Source organism: Psychrobacter glaciei (assembly GCF_014652895.1).
Taxonomy (GTDB): Bacteria; Pseudomonadota; Gammaproteobacteria; order Pseudomonadales; family Moraxellaceae; genus Psychrobacter; species Psychrobacter glaciei.
Map to the genome: position 1 here is coordinate 1 of NZ_BMZR01000011.1, position 23,588 is coordinate 23,588.

Annotated in this window: 16 protein-coding genes and 1 rRNA gene; 12 read left to right on the plus strand and 5 right to left on the minus strand. The window is 43.6% G+C overall.

The genetic code is table 11. The features are described 5' to 3' along the window. Positions 1 to 180: 180 nt before the first annotated feature. The 3 genes from rrf (at position 181) to IE130_RS13775 (ending at position 1,800) form a co-directional block, all read left to right on the plus strand. Positions 181 to 295 (plus strand): 5S ribosomal RNA (rrf, locus tag IE130_RS13765). Between the two features lie 248 nt (positions 296 to 543). Further along, positions 544 to 879, plus strand: coding sequence for a short-chain dehydrogenase (locus IE130_RS13770; protein WP_189586944.1), 336 nt, complete (start codon positions 544 to 546; stop codon positions 877 to 879). Between the two features lie 84 nt (positions 880 to 963). Continuing rightward, entirely contained in the window at positions 964 to 1,800 is an 837-nt protein-coding gene (locus IE130_RS13775; RefSeq protein WP_189586946.1) for a hypothetical protein, read from the plus strand. A 95-nt stretch (positions 1,801 to 1,895) separates the two neighbouring features. Here IE130_RS13775 and IE130_RS13780 read toward each other — a convergent pair whose 3' ends face one another. Continuing rightward, positions 1,896 to 2,156, minus strand: a complete 261-nt coding sequence (locus IE130_RS13780; RefSeq protein ID WP_189586948.1) for a DUF1289 domain-containing protein — start codon at positions 2,154 to 2,156, stop codon at positions 1,896 to 1,898. 187 nt (positions 2,157 to 2,343) lie between these two features. Between IE130_RS13780 and IE130_RS13785 the strand changes: the two genes are divergently transcribed. The 3 genes from IE130_RS13785 (at position 2,344) to IE130_RS13795 (ending at position 5,795) form a co-directional block, all read left to right on the plus strand. Then, the gene (locus IE130_RS13785) at positions 2,344 to 2,955 is read left to right on the plus strand and encodes a YqiA/YcfP family alpha/beta fold hydrolase (RefSeq protein WP_189586951.1); all 612 of its coding nucleotides are present in this window, start codon (positions 2,344 to 2,346) and stop codon (positions 2,953 to 2,955) included. Positions 2,956 to 3,065: 110 nt separating this feature from the next. Then, complete coding sequence (gene parE, locus IE130_RS13790) at positions 3,066 to 4,952, plus strand: DNA topoisomerase IV subunit B (protein ID WP_189586953.1); 1,887 nt, start codon at positions 3,066 to 3,068, stop codon at positions 4,950 to 4,952. A 144-nt stretch (positions 4,953 to 5,096) separates the two neighbouring features. Then, a complete protein-coding gene (locus IE130_RS13795; RefSeq protein WP_189586955.1) occupies positions 5,097 to 5,795 on the plus strand; it encodes a lysophospholipid acyltransferase family protein in 699 nt (232 codons plus the stop codon). Between the two features lie 82 nt (positions 5,796 to 5,877). On the opposite strand, the gene budC is transcribed toward IE130_RS13795, so the two are convergent. Then, positions 5,878 to 6,660 (minus strand): meso-2,3-butanediol dehydrogenase, encoded by a 783-nt coding sequence (gene budC / locus IE130_RS13800; protein ID WP_189586957.1) that lies wholly within the window; start codon positions 6,658 to 6,660, stop codon positions 5,878 to 5,880. 285 nt (positions 6,661 to 6,945) lie between these two features. Between budC and IE130_RS13805 the strand changes: the two genes are divergently transcribed. Continuing rightward, positions 6,946 to 8,442: a hypothetical protein gene (locus IE130_RS13805; protein ID WP_189586959.1), complete on the plus strand. Its 1,497-nt coding sequence runs from the start codon at positions 6,946 to 6,948 to the stop codon at positions 8,440 to 8,442. 532 nt (positions 8,443 to 8,974) lie between these two features. On the opposite strand, the gene IE130_RS13810 is transcribed toward IE130_RS13805, so the two are convergent. Beyond that, positions 8,975 to 10,678: a mechanosensitive ion channel gene (locus tag IE130_RS13810; protein WP_189586961.1), complete on the minus strand. Its 1,704-nt coding sequence runs from the start codon at positions 10,676 to 10,678 to the stop codon at positions 8,975 to 8,977. Positions 10,679 to 11,177: 499 nt separating this feature from the next. Here IE130_RS13810 and bamJ point away from each other — a divergent pair, with 499 nt between their 5' ends. Continuing rightward, positions 11,178 to 11,909 (plus strand): BamJ family beta-barrel-assembly machinery protein, encoded by a 732-nt coding sequence (gene bamJ, locus IE130_RS13815; RefSeq protein ID WP_189586963.1) that lies wholly within the window; start codon positions 11,178 to 11,180, stop codon positions 11,907 to 11,909. A gap of 134 nt (positions 11,910 to 12,043) precedes the next feature. Here the strand turns inward: bamJ and argA are convergent, their stop codons facing one another. Then, the gene (gene argA, locus IE130_RS13820; protein ID WP_189586965.1) at positions 12,044 to 13,366 is read right to left on the minus strand and encodes an amino-acid N-acetyltransferase; all 1,323 of its coding nucleotides are present in this window, start codon (positions 13,364 to 13,366) and stop codon (positions 12,044 to 12,046) included. 468 nt (positions 13,367 to 13,834) lie between these two features. Here argA and IE130_RS13825 point away from each other — a divergent pair, with 468 nt between their 5' ends. Continuing rightward, positions 13,835 to 14,434 (plus strand): hypothetical protein, encoded by a 600-nt coding sequence (locus tag IE130_RS13825; protein WP_010201301.1) that lies wholly within the window; start codon positions 13,835 to 13,837, stop codon positions 14,432 to 14,434. A 280-nt stretch (positions 14,435 to 14,714) separates the two neighbouring features. Here the strand turns inward: IE130_RS13825 and IE130_RS13830 are convergent, their stop codons facing one another. Then, positions 14,715 to 15,713 (minus strand): patatin-like phospholipase family protein, encoded by a 999-nt coding sequence (locus IE130_RS13830; RefSeq protein ID WP_189586967.1) that lies wholly within the window; start codon positions 15,711 to 15,713, stop codon positions 14,715 to 14,717. A 382-nt stretch (positions 15,714 to 16,095) separates the two neighbouring features. On the opposite strand from IE130_RS13830, the gene recG reads away from it, so the two are divergent. The 3 genes from recG to IE130_RS13845 all read left to right on the plus strand — a co-directional run bounded on the left by recG (position 16,096) and on the right by IE130_RS13845 (position 23,540). Then, positions 16,096 to 18,462: an ATP-dependent DNA helicase RecG gene (recG, locus tag IE130_RS13835; RefSeq protein ID WP_227676227.1), complete on the plus strand. Its 2,367-nt coding sequence runs from the start codon at positions 16,096 to 16,098 to the stop codon at positions 18,460 to 18,462. 681 nt (positions 18,463 to 19,143) lie between these two features. After that, on the plus strand, positions 19,144 to 20,442 hold the full coding sequence (locus IE130_RS13840; protein WP_189586969.1) for an efflux RND transporter periplasmic adaptor subunit: 1,299 nt from the start codon (positions 19,144 to 19,146) through the stop codon (positions 20,440 to 20,442). Continuing rightward, entirely contained in the window at positions 20,439 to 23,540 is a 3,102-nt protein-coding gene (locus IE130_RS13845) for an efflux RND transporter permease subunit (RefSeq protein ID WP_189586971.1), read from the plus strand. The genes IE130_RS13840 and IE130_RS13845 overlap by 4 nt, the downstream gene beginning before the upstream one ends. Positions 23,541 to 23,588 lie beyond the last annotated feature (48 nt).

Sequence of the window (23,588 nt, forward strand, 5' to 3'; positions counted from 1 at the left end):
CAAGTGGTTTGTATCAAAGCTCTAATTAATCTATCTTGTATAGCCTAGGCTATAGAATAAAAGAAAGAATATTTCGATATCACCTTTAACCTTGATTCAGTTAGGTTACAAGTTGGTCGACCAATAGATAATATCTTGACGTCAATAATAACAACATCAGACTCATATCTAACCCCCTTTGCTGACGACAATAGCGCGATGGCCCCACCTGATCCCTTCCCGAACTCAGAAGTGAAACATCGTAGCGCCAATGGTAGTGTGGATTCGTCCATGTGAGAGTAGGTCATCGTCAGCTCTCTATTCTAAAAGCTAAACCCCCAACGTTAATTCGTTGGGGGTTTTCTTTCGTGTGCGGTTTTACGTATCTTTTTACATTCTAATAGCATAATACTCATTATCTGTATACATCAACAATCTATATCCTTAAATAATAGTGCACGATTAGGCTTTTGTTGATATATTAGTACGTCATCAGTTTATAATATATTATTATTTTACGGAATGATAAATTTTCGTGTAATTTGTACCTAAAGGAGATCGAAAGTGACATTATTGAAAAAGCTAGACTATGAAGACGTAAATTTCGAAGTGTACTCTAGTCAACAGTTTGCAACAGTGGTTTTTGACAGGGGAGAGGATGAAGAGAGTGTTCTTATTACAGTGATTGAAAATGGAAAGATAAATCAGTTTGAGGGCAATAATAGATATAATCCGTCTTCTCGCAGAATCTCTACTTGTATTTATACTAGAGAAGAAGCTGAAAATGAAGATGGTAAAGTGATTAAAATATGTATAATTCAGCATAAAGGTACTACTTTGGTTGAAGTGCATGGTGTAGAACAACAAGAATTAGATTATTTATTTAAAAAAAATAAATGAAGAAAAGCACTAAATAAATAATAACCTGCGCTTTTTTTCCACTGTTAAACAGTAAACTCTTTATGCATAAATGGGAATTTTAAGTTGACCAATAAGCCTTATACTTTTACTAAAGCAGTACTATGGGATTTCGTTAAAGCCATCTGTACTATAATTATTGTAGGAGTTTTATCTTACAAAGTATATTTAACTCCTATCGAATTAACTGTTGACTTTCCAACTTTACTTTCCCTTTTATTGGCACTCTTCTCTGTAGGGTTGGCTGCTCTTTTCTATTTTAAAGCTACTGAAACTAGCAATACTTTTTACGACAATACTAATAATTTTACTAAAGATATCGCTCAGTTGTTAGCTAAAATGGAAAGCGGTTTCGGTGAAAAATTAAGAAATCTCGATGAAGGTTATACATCAATGAGAGATTACTTACAAAATTCACCTTCAACTAATAAAGATATTAGTGAGACTAAAGAAAAAATAAAAGGTGAGAAAGAGGAGATAGAAAAAGTACTAGAAGAAAGAAATGAGATTGTCTCAAATTTACTTGATAGAGCTCAACTTCAAGAAGAAGAAAAACAGCAGATATTGCAAGAGTTAAAAGAAAAAGAGAACGAATTGTCATCTTCTCAAAAAGAGCTTAATAAAATGAGTAGAAGATTATTTATGGATCAAATGCGTAAAAAGGAGAGTCAAGCATTTGAAAGTAATTTTGAAGAATTCACTTTTAAAAACGTCATTTCCAGAATTAGCGAAGATGTTATTTTTACTTCTAGTGATGCTGAATTAAAACAATATATCAACGAACAATTGAATAATTTACCTCGTGGTTATATCGTAGATTTGAAAAAGCGGGGTTATTATTCTGATGGAGTAACAAAATCGGGTTTGAAGTTTTTTATAGAATTAGCAGAAATGCATACATAAGAAGTAAATTGAACGAATTCGAATTCTATTTTTAGTTAAATACTTCCTTTTTAATATAACGAAACAAGGAAAGTTACTTCAAAATTTATAAAATTCTAAAACAACTCACCCATATCAACGTCTTCCTCAAAATCAAACCCTAACTGCTCACCTTTACGCTGTCTCATCTGTTCAATACGCTGTTTACGCCCAACGATGAGCCGTAATACCTCACGACGCTGCTCATTGGTCATGCTCAGCCATAGCTGACGCTCAGGACGACTGCGCAAACAACCAAAGCAATAGCCTTTTTTATTGCTCGTGCACACACCAATACACGGATTGGTGATATCGAACAGTTCAAACTGTTGATTCATGGCGGCTCCATCGCGCTCATCGTTATTCCTTTAACTTACCTCATCTTACTTTAAAACACTATTATGTCGTAAATAACGAATAATAGTGTGCCGCTTTATTGTTACTGTTTTTGGCGACGCAATGCTATGCTTAGCTTTTGCAGTATATATAAAGTCATCATAACAAAATTAATAAGTGAGATTGTACGTGAACATTATTTATATTCATGGATTGGATAGTGATGCCAACTCGACCAAAGGCATATTATTAGAAAGCTATTGCCAGCAGCATCACGCTGATATTAACGTATATCGCCCAGACCTTAATAGCGCACCTGCGCAAGTCTTTGAGCAATTAGTTAAATTAGTAACCGCACTCAATGGAAAGGATAAAACTGTACTGATTGGCAGCTCGTTAGGAGGCTATTTTTCTACCTTGGTGAGCAATCATACAGGCTGTCCTGCTTTATTATTGAATCCTAGTATTCAGCCACACGTGACATTACAGCGCTTTGCTCATGAGTTTCTGGAATTGCCAGAGAATCAAATTCTCCACACGACCGCTGGCGGTTGGGAAATAACCCCTGCGGATTTACAATGGTTTGCAGATCATCAATTGGTATCCATTAATTATCCGAATAAAATTGAGGTCTTGCTAAAAGAAGATGACGAGCTGCTAAATGCTGAGCTATCAAAAGACTTTTATCAAACGCAGGGAGCGACGGTAACTGTGCAAGCGGGTGGCGATCATAGATTTACGGATTTTGGTGAGCAATTACCGATGGTGATAGATATGCTACAGCGTTTGTTATCGGCTTAAAGAGACGACATTATCTGACGTGAGCGACTGACAATTAGCGTTACCGTCGCTATTTTTGGTTATAATGGTTCAATAGAATAAATGATCTGTAAATATTAAGGGAAGCATTTGTGAGTGAATATAATGCGCAATCGTTAGAAGTTTTAGAAGGACTTGAGCCGGTACGTCGTCGCCCCGGCATGTATACGGACACCACACGCCCCAACCACTTGGCACAAGAGGTGATTGATAACTCCGTCGATGAGGCGTTGGCTGGATATGCTAAGACAATCAAAGTTCAATTGCATAGTGATGGCTCGCTGTCAGTTGAGGATGACGGGCGCGGTATGCCGACCGATATCCATCCTGAGTTTAAACAGTCAGGGATTGAGCTGATTTTGACCCGCTTACATGCTGGCGGTAAGTTTTCGACCGCTAACTATGAAGTTTCAGGTGGTCTGCATGGAGTGGGTATCTCGGTCGTCAATGCCCTGTCCACGCGCGTAGAAGTCACCGTATGGCGTGATAGTACACAGTTTGAAATGGCGTTTGAAAATGGTGCGCCAGTTACGCCTTTGACGGAAACGATCAGCTCAAACAAGCGCAAACGCGGTACTAAAGTACATTTTTGGGCGGATGGTAGCTTCTTTGATACGCCAAAATTTAATGTTAAACAGCTAAAGCACAATCTAAAAGCCAAAGCGGTGTTGGCCGCGGGTTTGACGATTGAGTTCGTCGATGATATTAACAATGAAAAAATCGTTTGGCAGTTTGCCGATGGCGTTGTTGAATATTTAAACGAACAGTTAGATGGTCTTGAGACGTTGCCTGAGGCACCTTTCTATTATAATTACGATGCGAAAGCGGGCGAACGTGCAGCCATTACCTTTGCACTGTCTTGGTTGCCAGATGGTGGTACGCCCATTCAAGAAAGCTATGTCAATCTTATCCCGACTGCGCAAGGCGGCACGCACGTTAATGGTCTGCGCACCGGTATTCTAGAAGCCTTACGCGAGTTTTGTGATATTCATAACCTATTGCCGCGTAGTGTGAAGTTAACGGCAGAAGATGTATGGGATGGGGTCAATTATATCTTGTCGCTTAAGTTTTCTGAGCCACAATTTTCAGGTCAAACCAAAGAGCGTTTATCTAGCCGTGAAGCTGCCGGAGCCGTACAGACATTGGCAAAAGATGCTTTTAGCTTGTGGTTAAATCAGCATGCCGATATGGGTGGTCAAATTGCCGAGTTGGCGATTAATAAAGCGGGACGTCGCCTAAAATCTGCCAAAAAAGTCGCGCGTAAAAAGATTACTCAAGGACCAGCATTACCGGGTAAATTGGCTGATTGCCGTGGTGATTTGCGCGATGGCGCAGAGTTGTTTTTGGTGGAAGGGGATTCGGCGGGTGGTAGTGCTAAACAAGCACGAGATCGTCATTATCAGGCCATATTGCCACTGCGCGGTAAGATTCTAAATACATGGGAAGTATCCTCAGATACCGTGCTGTCGAGCCAAGAAATTCATGATATTGCCATCGCTATCGGTGTCGATCCGGCATCAGATGATTTGTCCGAACTACGTTATGACAAAGTTTGTATTTTAGCGGATGCGGATTCTGATGGGCTGCATATTGCCACCTTGATTTGCGCATTATTCGTTAAGCATTTTCCTGCTTTGGTCGATGCAGGACATTTATTTGTCGCCATGCCGCCGTTATATCGCGTGGATGTCGGTAAAGACGTGCATTACGCGTTGGATGAGCCTGAGCTTGCCCACATTTTAGCCAATGTACCTGGCAATAAAAAAGCGCAGATTACGCGCTTTAAAGGGTTGGGTGAGATGAGTGCTGAGCAGTTGCGTGAAACGACCATGAATCGTGATACTCGTCGTTTGGTGCAGTTAGATATGGACGATATGGTGCTCACCAATAGCGTCATGGATATGCTGCTCGCCAAAAAACGCTCTGCTGACCGTAAGACTTGGCTTGAGGATAAAGGCAACTTGGCTGATATTTCATAAAGTATCATAATAATGAATACTAGATAGGCTGATTGCTCACTGTAGAGTCGAGTAAGAGATAGCGCAATAAAAGCCCGTAAAAGGCAATTTAGTGGCATAAACTTAATGGTATTATGTAGCTATCTTTTATAATCTGGTGCCGTTATGACATCGAAGTTTACCCATCGCTCTAAGCCGCCAATTGCTGCTAGTTCTGCACGCTCTAAAATATTGCCAAAGCTTAGCAAAAAGGATTTAGGCCATTTAATTCCCAAACGGGGCGGCACAATTGCTCCAGTGATAGCCTCTTTCCTATTAAAAACCTCAGGCTGGCGAATCGTTGGTGAAATTCCAGATATCTCGCAAGCGGTGGTATTGGCATTACCGCACACGTCAAACGTTGATGGCGTCTATGCATTACCCAGCTTGTTTGCCTTAGATTTAAAAATCAGCATTATGGGTAAACATACGTTATTCAAAGTCCCAGTATTGGCGCAACTATTACGTTGGATGGGTATTATTCCCATCGATCGTGGTAATAAAGGTTCTGTGCTACAAGCGAGTATTGATAAGTTTAAAACCGGTGAGCCACTATTTTTGGGATTGTCTCCAGAAGGCACGCGGGAATATACCAAAGACTGGAAGACAGGATTTTATTACTTAGCAGTGGGTGCTGGTATCCCTATTTTGCCAGTGGCGTTAGATTATAATACCAAAGAAGTGCGTTTTTTATCTGCTGTGTATCCTACTGGAGATATTGAGGCTGACTTACCAAAAATTTATGCTCAATATAAAGGGGTAATACCAAGACATCCTGAACGCTTATCGCAGCCACTACAGGATGTTAATAATTCAGCCGATTAGGTCTATCTTGCGAATATGAGCGTTTGAACCTCTTATGAATGGTTAGTAAAACGCTCATATTTGATTACAAAGATAGCAATGGTCAGAATTGAGGCTGACCGTTAGAAGCACTAACCCCACCATCTACCGGTAAATTAACACCGGTAATCATCGACGCATCATCACTCGCTAAAAAAGTAATCGCGGCGGCAATATCCTCTGGCGTGGCCAGACGACCAAGTGGACAACGATCTAAGAATTTATCAGTCTTGGCATCATTATTCTGAATGGCACTGGTCATGTTTGTCTTAGTCACGCTTGGATTAACCGCGTTGACTCGCACTCCATCAGGACCATGATCTAAGGCGAGGGTACGCGTTAGATTGCTAACGCCAGCTTTGGCAGCATTGTAAGCGGCCATATTCCAATCACCACCGACCCCTGATAATGAGGAGACATTGACGATATTACCTTTGGTCGCTATCAAATGTGGCATGGCTGCCTGACAGACATAAAAAGTACCGTTTAAATTCACATCAATCGCTGATTTCCAGTCTTCAGCCGTTAGCTCAGTAATTTTACCTTGGGTGGCTTTACCTGCATTGTTCACCAAGATATCAATTTTTTCAAACTGATCAATGGCTCTTTTAATCATTTCTTGCACTTGGCTCTGCACACTAATGTCACAAGTGATGGTCATATAATTATCGGTATGAATCCACGTACGGTCTTGCGGGAATTCTTTAGCGGTTTCTGCCAACGTATCGGCAGTCCGTCCCACTAAAACGACACTGGCGCCTTCCTGAGCAAAGCGAATGGCCGTCGCACGACCAATACCTGAGCCTGCTCCTGTTACGATAACGGTTTTTTCTTTAAAACGTTTCATAGTATTCAGTCCTTGTTCTTATATGTAAATAATAATAGTCACTACATAAAAAATGAATGAGCAGACCCTAACGTAATGGCTGCACTATAAATCAATGCGTCAGCTGTGCTACTTTTATGTCATCATAACAAGTCATTACTTGGAAAGCGACCTTGTATAATTGCACTTATGTAGTTTACTTTTTCTTTATTGAATTATGCCTATCATCCTCACAAAAATGGCATGATCTTTGTAAGTTGCCGTGTAGGGTACGTTATATTTCATTGATAATAAAAGGTTGAGACTGTGTTCAATTCGATTACTGGCACATCTGATGGGGGTTATCTGGTCAATGAGTTGGCCTGCTATCTACAGACAGATGCTTTAGACATTGCTTTACCTAACATGCAAATGATAGAGATTCGTTATAAGGCTCATTATACAGCTCGACAGTATCACTATCATTTACCACTAGGTAAGCTTCAACTATTAGCGCTCATCTTATATCTGCCTTCTGAGACCAGCTTGGCTAATATCGAAACAGTACGTATGGCAGCGGTCAAAGCGGTGCTAGCATGGCAAAAGACTAAGACTGACTCTTCTCAAGATAAAGACAATCAGGCGCTCGTTTATGACGTATTGGTCGTCGACATCCAGTTCAGTGAGGACGCTAATAGTAGCAACAATAATAACAGTGACAATAATGATGAACACAACAATGACAATAACATTGAACATAACCGTCAGCGCAATCAGTTACCGAAGCGCTTAAAGCACGAATTTGCAGCACGCTATTTTATGGAAAATTTGGTCGTCGATATGAGTGACCATGCACAGCGACTGCAAGTATTTAGCTGGCATGACTGGTGTTCGATAACGCTCGCATTACAGACGTCATGCGAGCTATGGCGATTCTTAGGATATCATCTTGACCAGCTCCAGCGCTCGGTCTCCAGCCATGTCGCGAGTTTTGAATCTGAAGACATGCTTGTCACGCAGTTCTTAAGCAGTGCGCTCTTATTTGACCATGCTATTACGATCGATAATGCCCTGATCAAATATGGTATTCAGCAAGCACCAAATTCCGCTTTGGTAGCCATGACCTTAGCTCAAAAAAATAAGAGCCAAACTGCCCAGATGTATCAACAACATAGGCAACAAGCAGCAACACTCTGGTCGCAACTTAGTACGCAGATGATCCAAACAGTCAGTGCAGAGCTGACAGCTCAAGCAGGCATCGAGTCGCTAAAGCCACAGTTCTCTCTTTGGCAGCAGCAATTATTAGATGAATCCGCGTTTTCGCGGCATGAACTGATTCGCACTTTATATAGACACCCAAAACAAGAGCTGGCGTTGCAAAAAACTGGCTATGTGGTACATCAGCATTCATATGAAAATCTCGGTCGGCATTATGTGCTGATATTTTATGGGCAAGATTTGGCGGGGCAGAACAGTAAAGCGGCTATTCAGCCAAACTTACAGCAAATTGCGCAAGATGTTGCCACGCGTCTGCCGATGGCTGAGCTACACCATATTATTATACTTGGTATAGATTTTATCTCTGATGCCGGCGAGACGTTCATGGACATCGATCTGTGGATTCAACCTGTGAATAATATGACTCAGCGCGAGCGTCAACTTACCAAGCAAATACAACGTCTTAAGCAGCAAGGTGCTGAGCAGCAAGATATTCAGCAGCCAGTGGCTAAGAAGCAAGCGGATAAGAAGCCAAACGAGCCAGTAAATGATTTGCCTCAGATCCGTCTCAACCTTTCTATTCCAGCCCGTAAAGATAAGCTATAAATCGATACTATAGGGTCTGTTGAACATTCAAATGTGTGGCTATTTTTTAGACAATATGCAGTGAAATTTTTGACGCCTAGTCATTCTAGGGTAGACAATTTCGCCATGTATTGGCAAAAAATAGCCCTGCCCTGAAAGGCTGATGCTAAAATCACCCCAAACGTTGTTGTAAACCTAGCTAAGGTCTCGACATTATCGTCAGTTTACGCCTAGTTTGATGCGATTTTAGCAATCAGCAGTCCTAATATTTGAATGTTCAACAGACCCTAGTCAGTGAAAAGTAATATCAGTCAGTGAAAAGTAATATCGATACATCACGCACTACTGATATCAATTTTTCTTGCTTGCTGTGCCTGTGCAGACAGAGGCTACAAAAAATTGATATCAGCAGTATCGTAGCGTTTTGGGGTATTTTGACTATAGGTAAATTTGTCGTCGTTCAACTTAAAGAAATCATCCATAATACAAACACCCATAAAAAAAGACAGCCTGAGCTGTCTTTTTTTGTTCGAAATTATACTTTCATAAAGGTTTATTTATTGGTGTCGTCGATAAGACCGCTACCAGGTAATAAATCGTTATTAGTCGTAGTTCCAGTAGTTCCAGTAGTTCCAACATCAGTAGTATCTACAGGATCTGTACCAAGTTTTGTGGTATCGACCGTATCTGTACGTAAGTTGGTAGTCGAGGTAGTTGGTGCACTCGGCGTATTCTCACGAACTGAATCAGCAACTTTGTCTTGCGTTGATGAATTAGGCGTCAAAGCAGACTTCGTTTTCGCTTCAGTACGCTCTTTGTCCATTTTGTCCTGCATCTTGCGTAGGAAACGTGCTGCTGCTTCTTGACCGCCAAGACCGAATGATAGAGCAAAGGCAACGGCGACAGCACCTAATGTTAGGCCAAATGCTAAGTTAACGATAGAGTCAGCAATACCCATCGCTTTTAGACCCATGGCTAATACCAAGCCCATGATTAATACACGTACGATGTTTGCTAAGAACTGTGAGCCTTGCTCAGAGCGCTCAACGACACCAGCAATGATATTGGCAAGCCAGAAACCGATGAATAGAATGATCGCGCCCAAAATGATGTTGGCACCGAAAGCGATAAACATCGTGATAATAGCTGAGATAGGCTCAAAACCTAATAAATCAGCGGCTGCGATAGCGGCAAACAGCATGGCAAAAAAGATGATCGCATAACCAACAAGGTCAGAAACTCTTTTATCACCCATGGTTTCTTGTAAGCCAACTTTCGCAGGCAACTGGTTGATCTGAGTGTTTTCGATCAAGCCTTTAATAATATTAGCGACCATACGTACCACGTAGAAAGTCACTACTAGGATAGCCGCTGCCATAAAGATGTTTGGCAAGGCTTCCATGATTTTGTTCAGCATATTCGTCGCAGGACGAGCAATCACTTCGATTTTTAACGCATTTAATGCGGCAATAATCGTTGGGATAATCACAACTAAAAACGCTAATGAACCTGCGATATTAGGTAGGCTGTTTTGCTCGTTCAAACCTGCTTTTGACGCCAACTCTTGCACGTTAAAAGTAGAAACAAGGTTGGTCACAATGCCGCGTACAACTTTAGCAATGATATAACCAACGACAAATACCACACCAGCAATTAGGATGTTAGGAATAAAGCTGAAGATTTTGTCTACCATATTAGTCAATGGAGCAAATAAACCATCAAGCTCTAATTGGCCCAATACCATGGTTAGAACAACCAATAAGATGAACCAGTAAACCATATCAGCAATCGTGCTACTCATTGGTTTTACGCCAGCTTTAGCGCTTAAACGCTCATCCATTGATGTTTTGGCCAATGCAGCGTTGATCGCTGTGCGGGCAACAGTTGCCACAACCCAACCAATCACACCAAGAGCAATAGCACCGATCAGATTAGGAATGAACGCCAATACTTGGTTAACCATATTTGCAAATGGTGCTGAGATAGAGTTCAAGTTCAACTGACTAAGCGCTCCTGAAATGGCAATGATAAAGATAAACCAAAAAATAATCTTAGAGATAATACCCTCTAGATCATAGGTTTTGCCAGTAGAAGAATTCATACGTTGATTAAGATTCACTTTAGACAGCACACCGCGTACCAGTGCCGCGATGCCTAAGGCTACGAGCCAGCCAATAATAAATATTAAGATAGCACCAATAATGGAGCCGATCGGCCCACCAAGATAACCATTAAAAGATGTAAATGTTGGATTCATCTTATCCTCCTTGAATCATCATATATGAGCTGTGAAATAACAAAGGTAACCATCACAAATAGTAGGTAATCAGCACTTTAGTTATTGAGCAAAATCATATAGATGGTAATTATAAATAGTGTTTTTAGTTTAAGTTATACAGGGACATTATAGTGACTGGAAAAGTAATACTACTATAGGAAAATGTGGATCTGCGATGGCCATACATCTCTATTACGCAATGTGGCTACCGATATCCCAATATATAGAAGTAAAACTGACGTCCAGTTACTTATCACCTTAACTAATTTAGCTTAGCTGATGTATTGATAGATTTAAAGACAGAAAGCTTAACCTGTTACTATATTTGTGTGATAACTTGTTATTTTTGCGAGAAATGTTAACACAGACTGTACATTGGCCCGATAATTTCATCCTAAACATGGCTCCTAAAACTAAGATTTGTTATTATAGAAATATGTGACATCTCGCCACTATACTTACAATTTGAGAGTACTCTATGAAAAAAATCACTACTTTAAGCGTTAGTGCACTTGTTAGTGCTATGTTATTAGTTACCGGTTGTAGTACTAATAATGGTAATCAAGAAACCTCTAGTCAAAGCGTTTCAGTGACTGAAAAAAGCCCAGCCAATGAAAAAGTGGGTTATAGCTTGGGCTATATGATGGCAGAAGGTAACAAAGAAGCGGTCGGTGATCTCAACCTTGATACCTTTGAAAAAGGCTTCCGTGATGGTTATGAGGGCACTGATTCCGCACTGACACAAGAGCAAATGCAAGAAGTATTGATGACCTATCAAAAAGAGCAAGAAGAGAAGTTTGTCAAAGATATGGAAAGCAAAGCGACTGACAACAAAGCCGCTGGTGAAGCATTCTTAGTTGCAAATGCGAAAAAAGAAGGCGTGAAAGAGACGGCTTCTGGTCTACAATACAAAGTAATCGCTCCAGGTACTGGTAAATCACCAAAAGCGACTGACGTGGTTGAAGTAAACTACGAAGGTAAATTGATCGATGGTACGGTATTTGACAGCTCTTATGAGCGTGGTGAGCCGATTGAATTCCCACTAAATCAAGTTATCGCTGGCTGGACGGAAGGTCTACAGTTGATGAAAGAGGGCGGCAAATACGAGTTTTACATCCCATCAGACATCGCTTATGGCGAGGCAGGTAACTCAGGTATCGAGCCTAATAGCACTTTAATCTTTACGGTTGAGCTGTTAAAAGTAAAATAATGCTGCGATAAAACGTAATAATCTGCACCGTCCTACGTTTCGTCCTAAAACAGAAAAAGCCCTCATAAATATTATGAGGGCTTTTTGTTTGGACGTGGTTTAGTTCACTGTTTACTCATCAATTGAGTCACTCGTTAAAGTGTCTTTTGGAAGACTTTAGAGTTACGTCCGTTATGATACTTTTCTTGTCGTGCTTCTGGTAAGGCGCTTGCTTCAACTTCTGCAAAGCCTTGTTCAACGAACCAATGGGCGGTACGAGTCGTCAACACAAACAATTTGTGCAAACCATGGCTGCGCGCTTGCTGCTCTAAAAACGCTAGCAAATCCGCACCTCGGCTGCCGCTACGATATTCGGGATGAACCGCGACACAAGCGACTTCTGCCGCATCTGCATCTAATGGATAAAGCGCGGCACAGCCCAGAATCATACCATCACGCTCAATCACACTATAGTGATCAATCTCTTGCTCCAAGCATTCGCGCGAACGACTGACCAAGATGCCTTGTTCTTCTAACGGTAATAACAGTTCAATAAGTCCCACGACATCGTCGATATCTGCTCGGCGAATCTCTTCATAAGGGTCGTGGCTAATGAGCGTACCAGAGCCATCACGAGTGAATAGCTCTTCTAATAATGCACCATCTTTGGCATAAGAGATAATATGGGTGCGATGAACGCCTTGGCGGCAAGCATTACTGGCGCAATTTAAAAAGTAGTTGATCTCACAATTTAGATCACGGCCACGTAAGAAACGATCGACTTCATTTGGAATCATTTCGCGTAGCAAGCGATCATCGTCATTGATACCCGTTTCTTCACCTAAGAATATCAGCTTATCCGCGCCAAGTGCGACGGCAGCACTCAATGCCACATCTTCAGCGAGTAGGTTGAAAACTTCACCAGTCGCTGAATAACCCATCGAGCCTAAAATCACGATATGATCGTGGAGTAGGTTGTTTTTGATGGCCTCAACGTCGATAGAGCGCACTTCACCCGTCATTTGATAATCGACACCATTACGAATGCCATAAGGGCGAGCGGTGACAAAATTGCCTGACACGGCATCGATGCGCGAGCCGTACATGGGTGAATTGGCCAGTCCCATCGACAGCTGTGCTTCAATCTGTAAGCGAATGGCACCAACGGCTTGCAAGATAGACGGCATCGCTACACGCGGCGTCACTCGAATGTCTTCATGCAACGGCGAGGTGATATCAGTACCTTGCAGGTTGTTTTCGATTTGCGGTCGGGCCCCATGTACCAATACCAGCTTGATGCCCAAGCTATGTAATAAGGCGAAGTCATGAATAAGCGTACTAAAATTCGGGTGATTGACCGCTTCACCGCCAAACATGATCACAAAAGTCTTACCGCGATGGGTATTAATGTAGGGGGCAGAATTACGGAACCAATGAACGTATTCGGGATTAATCTGTGGCATGGCGCTAGTAGTCATAATGGGAGCAGTAGTAGTCAGAATAAGAAAAAAGGACGTGACAAAAAATGCCAGTCGCTAAAGAATTACCATAGCAAAAAACGCCGTTGTGAGCTATCTTTTATTTCAGTAGCGTTCATCAATCTTTGTAGTAAATTGACAATATACACAACCTCAACACGGGGTTAGTGTACCTACAAACGCTTTTTGCTATGCTAAGCGCTATTGCTTTATAGACAGCTAACGCAGATAATCAATAAAAATGAACGTTACTAGCATGGAGCGTATATGATGATAGCCTGCTCATAATCAGAGATGTCGTCATTAAGTGTATTGCTCAGATAAAGTCTCGTCTATCCAAACCGCGAGAAACTTAAAAAGTTAAAGCGATAAATGTCAGAGTTTAAAAGCATTGAAAATGCATTAACCAGACAGTCAGGTTTTGCCAGCTGCGTTTTACCGATATATTAACTAGGGATAATGAAAGTCATGAAAAAAAGTAACCATTTTGCCAATCCTTTTAGCGCTTTTAGCGGACACCGTCTGTTTCACGTGATCGCTGGTACGCTCGTCGGCGTCATGGCTGTGACCCAAGCCTCAGCGATGCTGCCGACCCCAGAGCAAGCAGTAGATAATTTAGCTACCATGCAGTCAAGTACCAATCAAGCAAGCACCCGTAGCGGTAATTCTAGTGTGCAAGCCGTTAATACCAAAATTACTGCCTCGCTGATCAGTGTTGATGCCAATGGTCAGGAGGTCTTGGTACCTGTTAATGCCAACACGCGCTTGCAAGCAGGCAACGTCTTAGAGTATCAAGGGTATTTTACCAATACCAATGCTGATCGAGTACGAAAAATGACGGTCACCATGAGTATCCCTGAGCAAGTAGAATTATTGCGTGCGGTCTCGCCTGACTTCCCATATGGCAGCACGGATGGCGATACTTTCGCCCGTATGCCGCTACGTGGCAAGGTGGACAATCAATTACAAGAAATCCCATTCAAATACTACAAAGCAGTACGCTGGGATATCGAAGGTGTTGGCCTCAATGACACCGTAGCAGTGAAATACCGCGCCCGCGTTAAATAGATTTGCTTATTAATTGATACAGTCTGTTTAAGCAGAATTGATTTAGCTAACGGCAAAAAGCACCACAGTTTATGACTGCGGTGCTTTTTTAATGGCTGAGATTCTAATTTTGAGGTTAGCTTGTCGAGGATTTACTATATATAGTCAGTGAAAAGTAATATCGAACCATCACGCACTGCTGATATCAATTTTTCTGGCTTGCTGTGCCTATGCCGACAGAGGCTACAAAAAATTTATATCAGCAATACCGTCGCGTTTTTAAGATATTTTGACTATATCGTTATAAAGTCGCATATTTACTCTGTGATTTTTCTTTAATTAATTGTTTAATCGCATTGATTTGTGGTGTGGTTGCTTGTGTGCCAGCAGCAATAAGGGCGCTACGTTGACTGGTATCTAATGAACTGATATGACCGACATCAGGGGTAATCACAATATCAGCACGCGCGCGTTCATTGCGCATTGATGCGCTGTGCTTGGTATTTGAATGAGCAGTGTTGGTGGTTAAATTGTTTTCAAGTAAGCCCCAAAAGCTACTCAATGAGGTGATAGCGGGTAAGAGATTGCTTGTTATGTTCTTTTTATTCGAGGTAGGCACCGTCACATCGACGGCGATGATGATATCTGCCCCCAAATCACGGGCGCTATCGACAGGCACTAAGCTGACCACACCGCCATCGATATATTTTTTGCCGACTTTTTCAGGAATACGCGGAGCAATAAAAATATTAGGTACGCTACAAGACGCTTGGACAGCAAGCCCAGCATCTCCCGTGGTAAAAACTGCTTTTTTTAGCGTGTGCTTTTCAGCCGCGACGGCAGCGAAGTGAATGGGAAATGACTCTATAGGGCGACCACCAACTTTTGCATTAATAAAGTTTTTGAGTTTGATACCTTCTATAAATCCTTGGTTGGATAAGGTGAAGTCCGTCAATTCGCTGTCAGTGGTGGTCAATGCCAAGCGCTCAAGCTGTGCTGGCGTGTAGCCGCTAGCGTATAGACTACCAACCAAGCTGCCGATGCTCGTGCCAACGACCAAGGTTGGTTTGATACCGTTTGCTTCTAGAGCCTTAATCACGCCAACATGCGCAAAACCTTTGGCACCGCCGCCGCCCAACACTAACGCAACTCTGAGTTCATCTGCTATAGGCGTTAATGGTGCCGGTGCTGGTGTCAGTGTGCTACAAGCGTTAGTGCCTAGAGCCAATACAGCAAGCACACTGATACGCAGGAGTATTAAATGATGATAAGATTGAGGCAATAGAGCAGGAGCAAACATAAAAAAGACCTTATAAAATCATCATAAATTAGGGCGTGTCATCAATTAGCATATTTATATATTTAGTGGTCTTAAAATGGCTAAATTTTGCTAAACATCGGCAGAAATTTTGCCAAATCGACAAAGCCATTTATCGATAAAGTTGCTTATCCATAAAGTAGACTGGATGTATTTCTCGACAAAGTGTCTAAACGCAGTATTACTAAATAGCTTAGCATAATCAATCATGTTGTCAGTTATAATGAGACTGATTCAGTATTTTGATAGTTGGTTGATTGCTATCACCTTTGCAGCTCGTTACTAGCAGTAGAATGCTTAGGACACGCTCTAATAAAACATTTTGCGCTTACGGAATTTAAAACCAATATCGTTAGGATTTTTGATGCCCATGTCGGTCAGTCACGCTTCAGCTCCTTCCTCAGCCCAGTCAACCGCTCATGGGATATCTGAGCAACCTCTATCGGCACTCGATATGCCAGTGACTGCGTTGGCAGGCGTCGGCTCTAAGGTTGCTGAGCAACTCGCGCAGTTGGGTATCATACGAATATTTGATTTGCTGCTGCATCTGCCACGAGATTATGAAGATCGTAGCCGACTGGTATCGATAGCAGACGTGGGGCATGGACAAGCAGCATTAATCACTGGGCGTGTGGTACACGTCGATGTCAAGCGCAGTGGCATGACCGTAATTGTAGACGATGACACCGATACGATATCATTGCGGTTCTTTAAGGTCTATCGTGGTCTGGCGCAGACCATGAGTTTGGGTACACAATTGCAATTGTTCGGCGAAGTAAAAGTCAGCCGTTATGGCAAGCAGATGCACCATCCCGAATATCAAATTATCACTGATAGCAGTGTGATGACTAATACTGGGTTGCAGCCCATTTATCCCAGTGTCAAAGGCTTGCATCAGAATAAATTGCGTACCTTGATTAAGTTGGCACTGCAAACGGTGCGTAGTCAGGGTCTACCGATGACGCTGTTTACCAATGAAGATTTTGCCGTCGTTGCGGATTTACCATTGGTACCTTTTGAACCACCAAAAAAATCGGTAATAGAAGCGTATGAGTCTGAAGATATTTTTTCGACGCTCGCCCGCAGTGTGCCCGACAATGCTACCAGTAATAGTGTCAATAAAGCCCATCCCGCTGATTATGATGCAACGTATGACGCGATGAATCATAATCTCGATACGATGGCCGCTAATAATGTCTATACCCTGACGATATTTGAAGCCTTGGTACTGTTGCACACTCCACCAACTTATACCGATGCTGGGCGGCAGTATCAGCTATTGACCCAACTAAGTGCTCGCACCCATGCTGCTTGTCAGCGCTTGATCGTTGAAGAGTTGACCGCGCATCAACTCAGTCTATTGTACCGTCGTCAGCAATTGCATCAGCATAAAGCCCCTAAATGTGCCACTAAAAGCCCATTGGCTGATCAATTATTTGCCGCGTTGCCGTTTGATTTAACGGGCGCGCAGCAACGAGTGATGAAAGACATCACGGCCGATATGGCGACTTCTATTCCGATGCTACGACTGGTACAAGGGGACGTAGGCGCTGGCAAAACGTTGGTGGCGGCAGGTGCCGCAGGATATGCGCTTGATAGTGGCTGGCAAGTGGCTGTTATGGCACCGACTGAGATTTTAGCAGAGCAGCATTTGGTTAATTTTAAACAATGGTTTGAACCCTTAGGCGTTGGGGTTGGTTGGCTGGCGGGTAAGCAAACCGCAAAGCAGCGCCGTGAAGCGTTGGTAGCTGTGGCTGAAAACACCGTGCAAGTGGTCGTCGGCACCCATGCGTTATTTCAAGAGCAAGTACAGTTTGCTAAATTGGGCTTGGTTATTATCGATGAGCAGCACCGTTTCGGTGTCGAGCAGCGCATGGCTTTGACCAGTAAAGGCGTGGCCAATAGCACACCACATCAGCTAATAATGACGGCAACACCTATTCCGCGTACGCTAGCGATGAGTGTCTACGGCGATATGGATACCTCCATCATTGATGAGCTGCCACCGGGTCGCACGCCAATTACGACGGTGACGATTGATCGTAACCGCCGTGATGAGGTGATCGAACGTATTGCGATTAATTGTGAGGCGGGCAGGCAAGCGTATTGGGTTTGCTCGCTGGTGGAAGAGTCTAGCGTGCTGGATGCACAAGCCGCTGAAGCCACTTACGAGGACTTAAATGAGCGCTTAAATATTCGTATTGGTCTTGTCCATGGCAAGATGAAATCCGTTGATAAACAAGCCATCATGCAAGCATTCAAATCCGGAAATCTTGACTTGCTCATTGCCACAACGGTCATCGAGGTTGGCGTCGATGTGCCGAATGCTTCGCTAATGGTTATCGAGAACGCCGAGCGTTTGGGTCTATCGCAATTGCATCAATTGCGTGGACGAGTCGGGCGTGGTTCGACCAAAAGCTTCTGCGTTCTACTATACCAAAAGCCGTTATCAGAGACAGGCACTGAGCGTCTAAATGTATTGCGCGACAGCACCGATGGCTTTGTTATTGCCCAAAAAGATTTGGAACTGCGCGGGCCAGGTGAGCTGTTGGGTAAACGTCAAACGGGCAATGTTGGTTATTATTTGGCGGATTTGATCCGTGATGAGCAATTATTTGCGATTGCTCAGCGTCTCGCCAAACACTTAATTGCAGATCCTGCACGTAAAGCAGATGTCAGCCAGCTGATCCATCGCTGGATGCCAGAGGCCAGCCGTTACACCAATGCATAGCAGAGTTTTTCTCTCTATATTCTTACCGAATAATTCAGGGTGTTATTTCTTATTTTTAGTAATATTCATCATTTAATGCTAGGGCGTGTCCTCAATTCAATTGATCATATCTAAATGGGCTAAAAATGGCTAAATTTTGCCAAACATCGTTAAACAGCTGGTTAATATCCCGATATTATCTGCGCTATTTTCCTCGTTTGACGGCAATTTATCTCATATTTATCACCATTTTTAAAATGAGGACAGGCCCTAAACAATGAATATAAAGAGCGAGCGAAATCAATAATTTATGCATCATTTTTTCTGCCATCGCTTTAGTTGATGAAAATGGCTCTTTGGTAGTTTTTATCTATTAATACTAACTCATGTGTTCGCTGATTGTCATTGATATGCATCGAGTAGTGTGGCAATTTATGAGGTTGCATCATTATCGTGTTATTTGTACCACTACTTTTCAACTGTCTGAATATTTATACAAGGATGTATTATGAAACAGACGTCTACGCCTGCTTGTGCCACTGTTATCCCATTTTCATTTAGCCAATCTGCCTTTGCTCTTTTACTACTGACCCCATCGTTAGTGGGATAGGCTCGGTATTGCCAGAGTGTGCGATCAAAAAACACATTCCAATGACCGACTATCTTAATTTTTATTATTGCCCGTATTTATAGAGACCTATCATGAGCGATCTTGAAGAAACCAATCCTAAACCATCTCCTCAATCTGAGTTGCCACCATATCGTCAACCTGACACGCTGGCTAATGCTAATAAGTCTTCGTCGAAATTGCCGCTATGGTTGTTGCCAGTATTGGGCATTGTGCTGGTCATGGGTGTTCTGCTTGGAAAATACTGGGGTACTGGTGATAAAGCGATGAATGACGAGGCGCTAGCATCTGCCAGTACACAAAATGATGGCACCCCTACTAGCGACACTAGTACAGAACAATCTGTATTATCGGTAGAAACGGTGATGCCAAGCCAAGATACGATTGGCAATACGTTAAGTGCTGACGGCACCATCAATGCCAAGGATGTGGCTAATGTTAGCGCTAAAGTCAATAGTGTGGCTATTGAGCGCGTACTGGTTGAGGAAGGTGAGCGGGTCAAAGCAGGTCAAGTATTAGCGATATTTGATACCGATGCCATGGAGCAGCAAGTTTTGCAAGCAGAGGCCGATGTGGCAGAAGCTGAAGCAACGCTTGCCAATGCCAGCGCTGATGCCGCACGTGTCTTGCCATTGGTAGATATTGATGCCATTAGCAAACAAGAGGCCGATCGCTATCGTACCTCTGAGATGCGTGCTAGAGCGTCTTTGCAGGCCTCCAAAGCTCGCTTAAATAATCAGCGCTTGACGATAGACAATTCAAAGGTTGTGGCGCCTGTCAGCGGTATTATCAGTGAAAAAATGGTGGAAGTTGGGATGGTGGCTGGCGGTGAGCCACTGTTCACGATTATCAAAGGTGGTGTTTTGGAGTGGCGGGCAGATATAGATCCTAAACTTATCGGTGACATCAATGTCGGTACATCGGTGCGAGTAGGATTGCCAAATGGTGATTCAGTGATGGGACAAGTGAGCCGTATCGCACCGACGGCGGAAAATAACCGCCAGATCACTATTTATGCGAGTCTAGCGGCCAACTCAAAAGTACGCGCAGGCATGTATCAGACTGGCGAGTTTCTATTAGGGAGTGCCAGCACCCAAACGATTCCTAATAGCGCCATCGTCAGCAATGACGGTTATGATTATGTGATGCTAGTGACCAGTCTTACAAACCAAGATGGTAAGTCCATGGGTCGTATCAAGCAACAGCGAGTGACTTTGGGCGCGCGACTTGGTGAGAACGTAGCAGTGCTAGAGCCTCTGCCAAGCGATAGTCGTATCGTAAAACAGGGCGGCAGTTTTTTGAACGATGGGGATTTGGTGCGTATTGTTAAAGGCGTGAGCCAAACGAGTACAGCAACGCAGGCACAATCATGAGCTTAAACGTCTCCGCTTACTCGATCAAAAATCCGCTCGTGGCTATTTTGCTGTTTGTGCTCCTGACCTTAGGCGGCATTTATGGCTTTATGAAAATGAAGGTTCAGCAGTTTCCAGATATAGACTTGCCAGCGGTGGTAGTCATGGTGACATTGCCCGGTGCCGCTCCCTCACAGCTTGAAAACGATATCGCAAAGAAGATTGAAAACAAACTAACCAGTATCGAAGGTGTGAGTCATATTCGCACCACCCTACAGACGGGTGCGGCGACCATTGCCACTGAGTTTACATTAGAGAAAGACATTCAAGAAGCGGTCGACGACGTAAGATCAGCGGTTGGCGAAGTGCGTGGTGATCTGCCAGCTGCCGCCAACGATCCCATCATCACTAAGGTGTCTACCGCAGGATTTCCGGTTGTTACTTACTCTGTCGCTGCTAACAATATGAGTGTAGAGGATCTGTCATGGTTCGTAGATGACACGATCACTAAACGGCTCTCTGATATACCAGGTGTTAGTACAGTCGGTCGTATCGGTGGGCTTCAGCGTGAGATTACGGTCGCAGCTGATCCTATCACTTTGAGTGGCTTGAAGTTTTCAATTACCCAGCTGTCACAGCAAATAGCAGGTATTCAACAAGACAGCTCAGGGGGTGAAGCAGAAGTGGGTAAAACCACCCAAACCATTCGCGTTTTGGGCGCGGTCGAGCGTGCAGGCGAGCTTAATGACCTACAAGTGGCTGTCCCTACAGGTGGCACTCAAGCGCTTGGACGTATGGCGCAAATCACTGATGGTGCGGCTGATCCTAGCTCTATCGCTAAGCTCGACGGTCAAACGGTGGTTGCATTTAATATCACTCGCTCGCGTGGTGCCAGTGAAGTTGAGGTAATGGAACTGGTCGATGACGAGCTTGCCAAGTTGACTGCCGATGTGGGCAATATCAGTATTGAAAAGGTCTATGATCGAGCGACGCCTATTGCGGAAGACTACCAAGCTTCATTACGCATGTTGATCGAAGGTGGTTTGCTTGCCGTGGTGGTGGTATTTCTGTTTTTACGCAATATTCGGGCGACTATTGTTGCCGCTGTGGCGTTACCGCTGTCAGTGATTCCTACCTTCTTAGGTATGTACTTATTTGGCTTTAGTCTCAATATTATCTCACTACTGGCATTGTCATTGGTCATTGGGGTACTGGTCGATGATGCAATCGTCGAGGTCGAAAACATCATCAGGCATTTAAGGATGGGCAAGACGCCTTATGAAGCGGCGATGGAAGCCGCTGATGAGATTGGTTTGGCTGTTGTCGCCACTACCTTTACCTTGATTGCTGTGTTTTTACCGACGGCCTTTATGGGTGGTATTGTTGGGCAGTTTTTCCGTCAATTCGGTTGGACGGCTGCGTTATCGATTTTTGCATCGCTTATGGTGGCGCGTCTGATCACACCTATGATGGCTGCATACATCTTACGACCCGAGAAAAAGCATGTCGAAAAGCAAAGTGCATTGATGACGTGGTATCTCAAAATTGTCTCGTGGACGCTTCATCATCGTTGGTTAACTATGGGTGCAACGTTGGTGTTGTTTGTGGCCTCGTTGGCATTAGTGAAACTACTACCGACTTCTTTTATTCCAGACAACGATATTGACCAAACCCGTGTGGCGATTGAGCTAACCCCTGATGTGTCGCTCGCAGATACGGAGCGCGTGTCAGCGCTTGCCAGTGCGCGCATTTTAGCCATGCCTGAGGTGACGAATATCTTTACGTCAGTGGGAGAAGCACAAGCATCCCTGAGCTCAGAGTCTGGTGGTAGCAAAGCGGAGAATATTGCCAGTTTGGATATTGTGCTTGCACCGCGTGCGGAGCGGGGCACTAAGCAAGAAATAGAACGTAAAATCAGTAAGTTGATGACAGAAGTACCTGGCGCTCGCTTTACCGTTGGACTATCAAGTGGTGGTGAGAGTGGCTATAATTTTTCGTTAACCAGTACCAGTCCACAGCTGCTTGAGCAGACTGTTCAGCAGATCATGACTGAAATTCGAGGTTTGCCAAGCGTAGGTGCTGTGACCAGTGATCGCAGTTTGCCACGTCAAGAGCTCACCGTCACGCCTGATAGACTGGCGATGGCTGATAAAGGCGTGACCACGCAAGATATCGCTACGACTTTACGTGTGGCGACTGTCGGCGACTACGAGCAGCGCTTATCCAAGCTCAATCTTGATACGCGTCAGATTCCTATTGTGGTGCGTCTGCCAGATGTCGCCAAGCAAAATGTCAGTCAATTAGAGGGCTTGTACGTACCAAACTCACTACCAGCAGGTCAAGGGGTACGTGTGGGCGAAGTCGCTGCGTTAGATTTTGGCACAGGTCCTGCTCAGATAAGTAGGTTGGATCGAGAGCGCGCCATTAGCATTACGGTGCAGCCGGCAGATGGTGAGCTAGGCGATTTGGTACAAGCGGTCAAGTCAGTGCCGACCATGCAACAATTGCCGCCTTTGATTACTATCATCGATCAAGGTCAAGCCGAAAATATGGCAGATCTTTTTAGTGGCTTTATCATTGCGATGTCCGTCGGTGTGGTTTGTATATTAGGCGTGCTTATCTTACTATTTGGTCGTTTGTTGCAGCCATTTACCATTTTGATGGCATTGCCTCTATCGATAGGCGGTGCGTTTGTCGGCTTGGTTATTACCAACAGTAGCCTGTCGATGCCCTCGATGATTGGTTTTATTATGCTCATGGGTATTGCGACCAAAAACTCGATTCTGTTGGTTGATTATGCCTTGATTGCCCAACGTCGCGGGCTGGCACGTTTTGAGGCGATTATTGATGCCTGTCATAAGCGTGCGCGTCCTATCATCATGACCACCATTGCAATGGGGGCGGGCATGTTGCCATTGGTGTTTGGTTGGGGTGATGCTGACCCTACTTTTAGGCGACCGATGGCAGCAGCGGTATTGGGTGGTCTAGTGACTTCAACGCTGTTGAGTTTGGTGGTCATCCCAGTCGTCTATACGTTGATGGATGATTTGTCAGGATGGTTTGCTAAATGGCTTGTGCCAAGTGGCAAAGAGCAGACAACGACGGACAGTAAAATATGATTTAACGTCTTTATTTGATCGTATACATGACCTAGCATTAGCAGTAAT

Excerpts from the sequence above, each read along its gene's own strand:
- IE130_RS13780 (WP_189586948.1), bottom strand. The coding sequence starts at position 2,156 with ATGAATCAACAGTTTGAACTGTTCGATATCACCAATCCGTGTATTGGT.
- IE130_RS13795 (WP_189586955.1), top strand. The coding sequence starts at position 5,097 with ATGACATCGAAGTTTACCCATCGCTCTAAGCCGCCAATTGCTGCTAGT.
- budC (WP_189586957.1), bottom strand. The coding sequence starts at position 6,660 with ATGAAACGTTTTAAAGAAAAAACCGTTATCGTAACAGGAGCAGGCTCA.
- IE130_RS13810 (WP_189586961.1), bottom strand. The coding sequence starts at position 10,678 with ATGAATCCAACATTTACATCTTTTAATGGTTATCTTGGTGGGCCGATC.
- bamJ (WP_189586963.1), top strand. The coding sequence starts at position 11,178 with ATGAAAAAAATCACTACTTTAAGCGTTAGTGCACTTGTTAGTGCTATG.
- argA (WP_189586965.1), bottom strand. The coding sequence starts at position 13,366 with ATGACTACTAGCGCCATGCCACAGATTAATCCCGAATACGTTCATTGG.
- IE130_RS13825 (WP_010201301.1), top strand. The coding sequence starts at position 13,835 with ATGAAAAAAAGTAACCATTTTGCCAATCCTTTTAGCGCTTTTAGCGGA.
- IE130_RS13830 (WP_189586967.1), bottom strand. The coding sequence starts at position 15,713 with ATGTTTGCTCCTGCTCTATTGCCTCAATCTTATCATCATTTAATACTC.
- recG (WP_227676227.1), top strand. The coding sequence starts at position 16,096 with ATGCCCATGTCGGTCAGTCACGCTTCAGCTCCTTCCTCAGCCCAGTCA.
- IE130_RS13840 (WP_189586969.1), top strand. The coding sequence starts at position 19,144 with ATGAGCGATCTTGAAGAAACCAATCCTAAACCATCTCCTCAATCTGAG.
- IE130_RS13845 (WP_189586971.1), top strand. The coding sequence starts at position 20,439 with ATGAGCTTAAACGTCTCCGCTTACTCGATCAAAAATCCGCTCGTGGCT.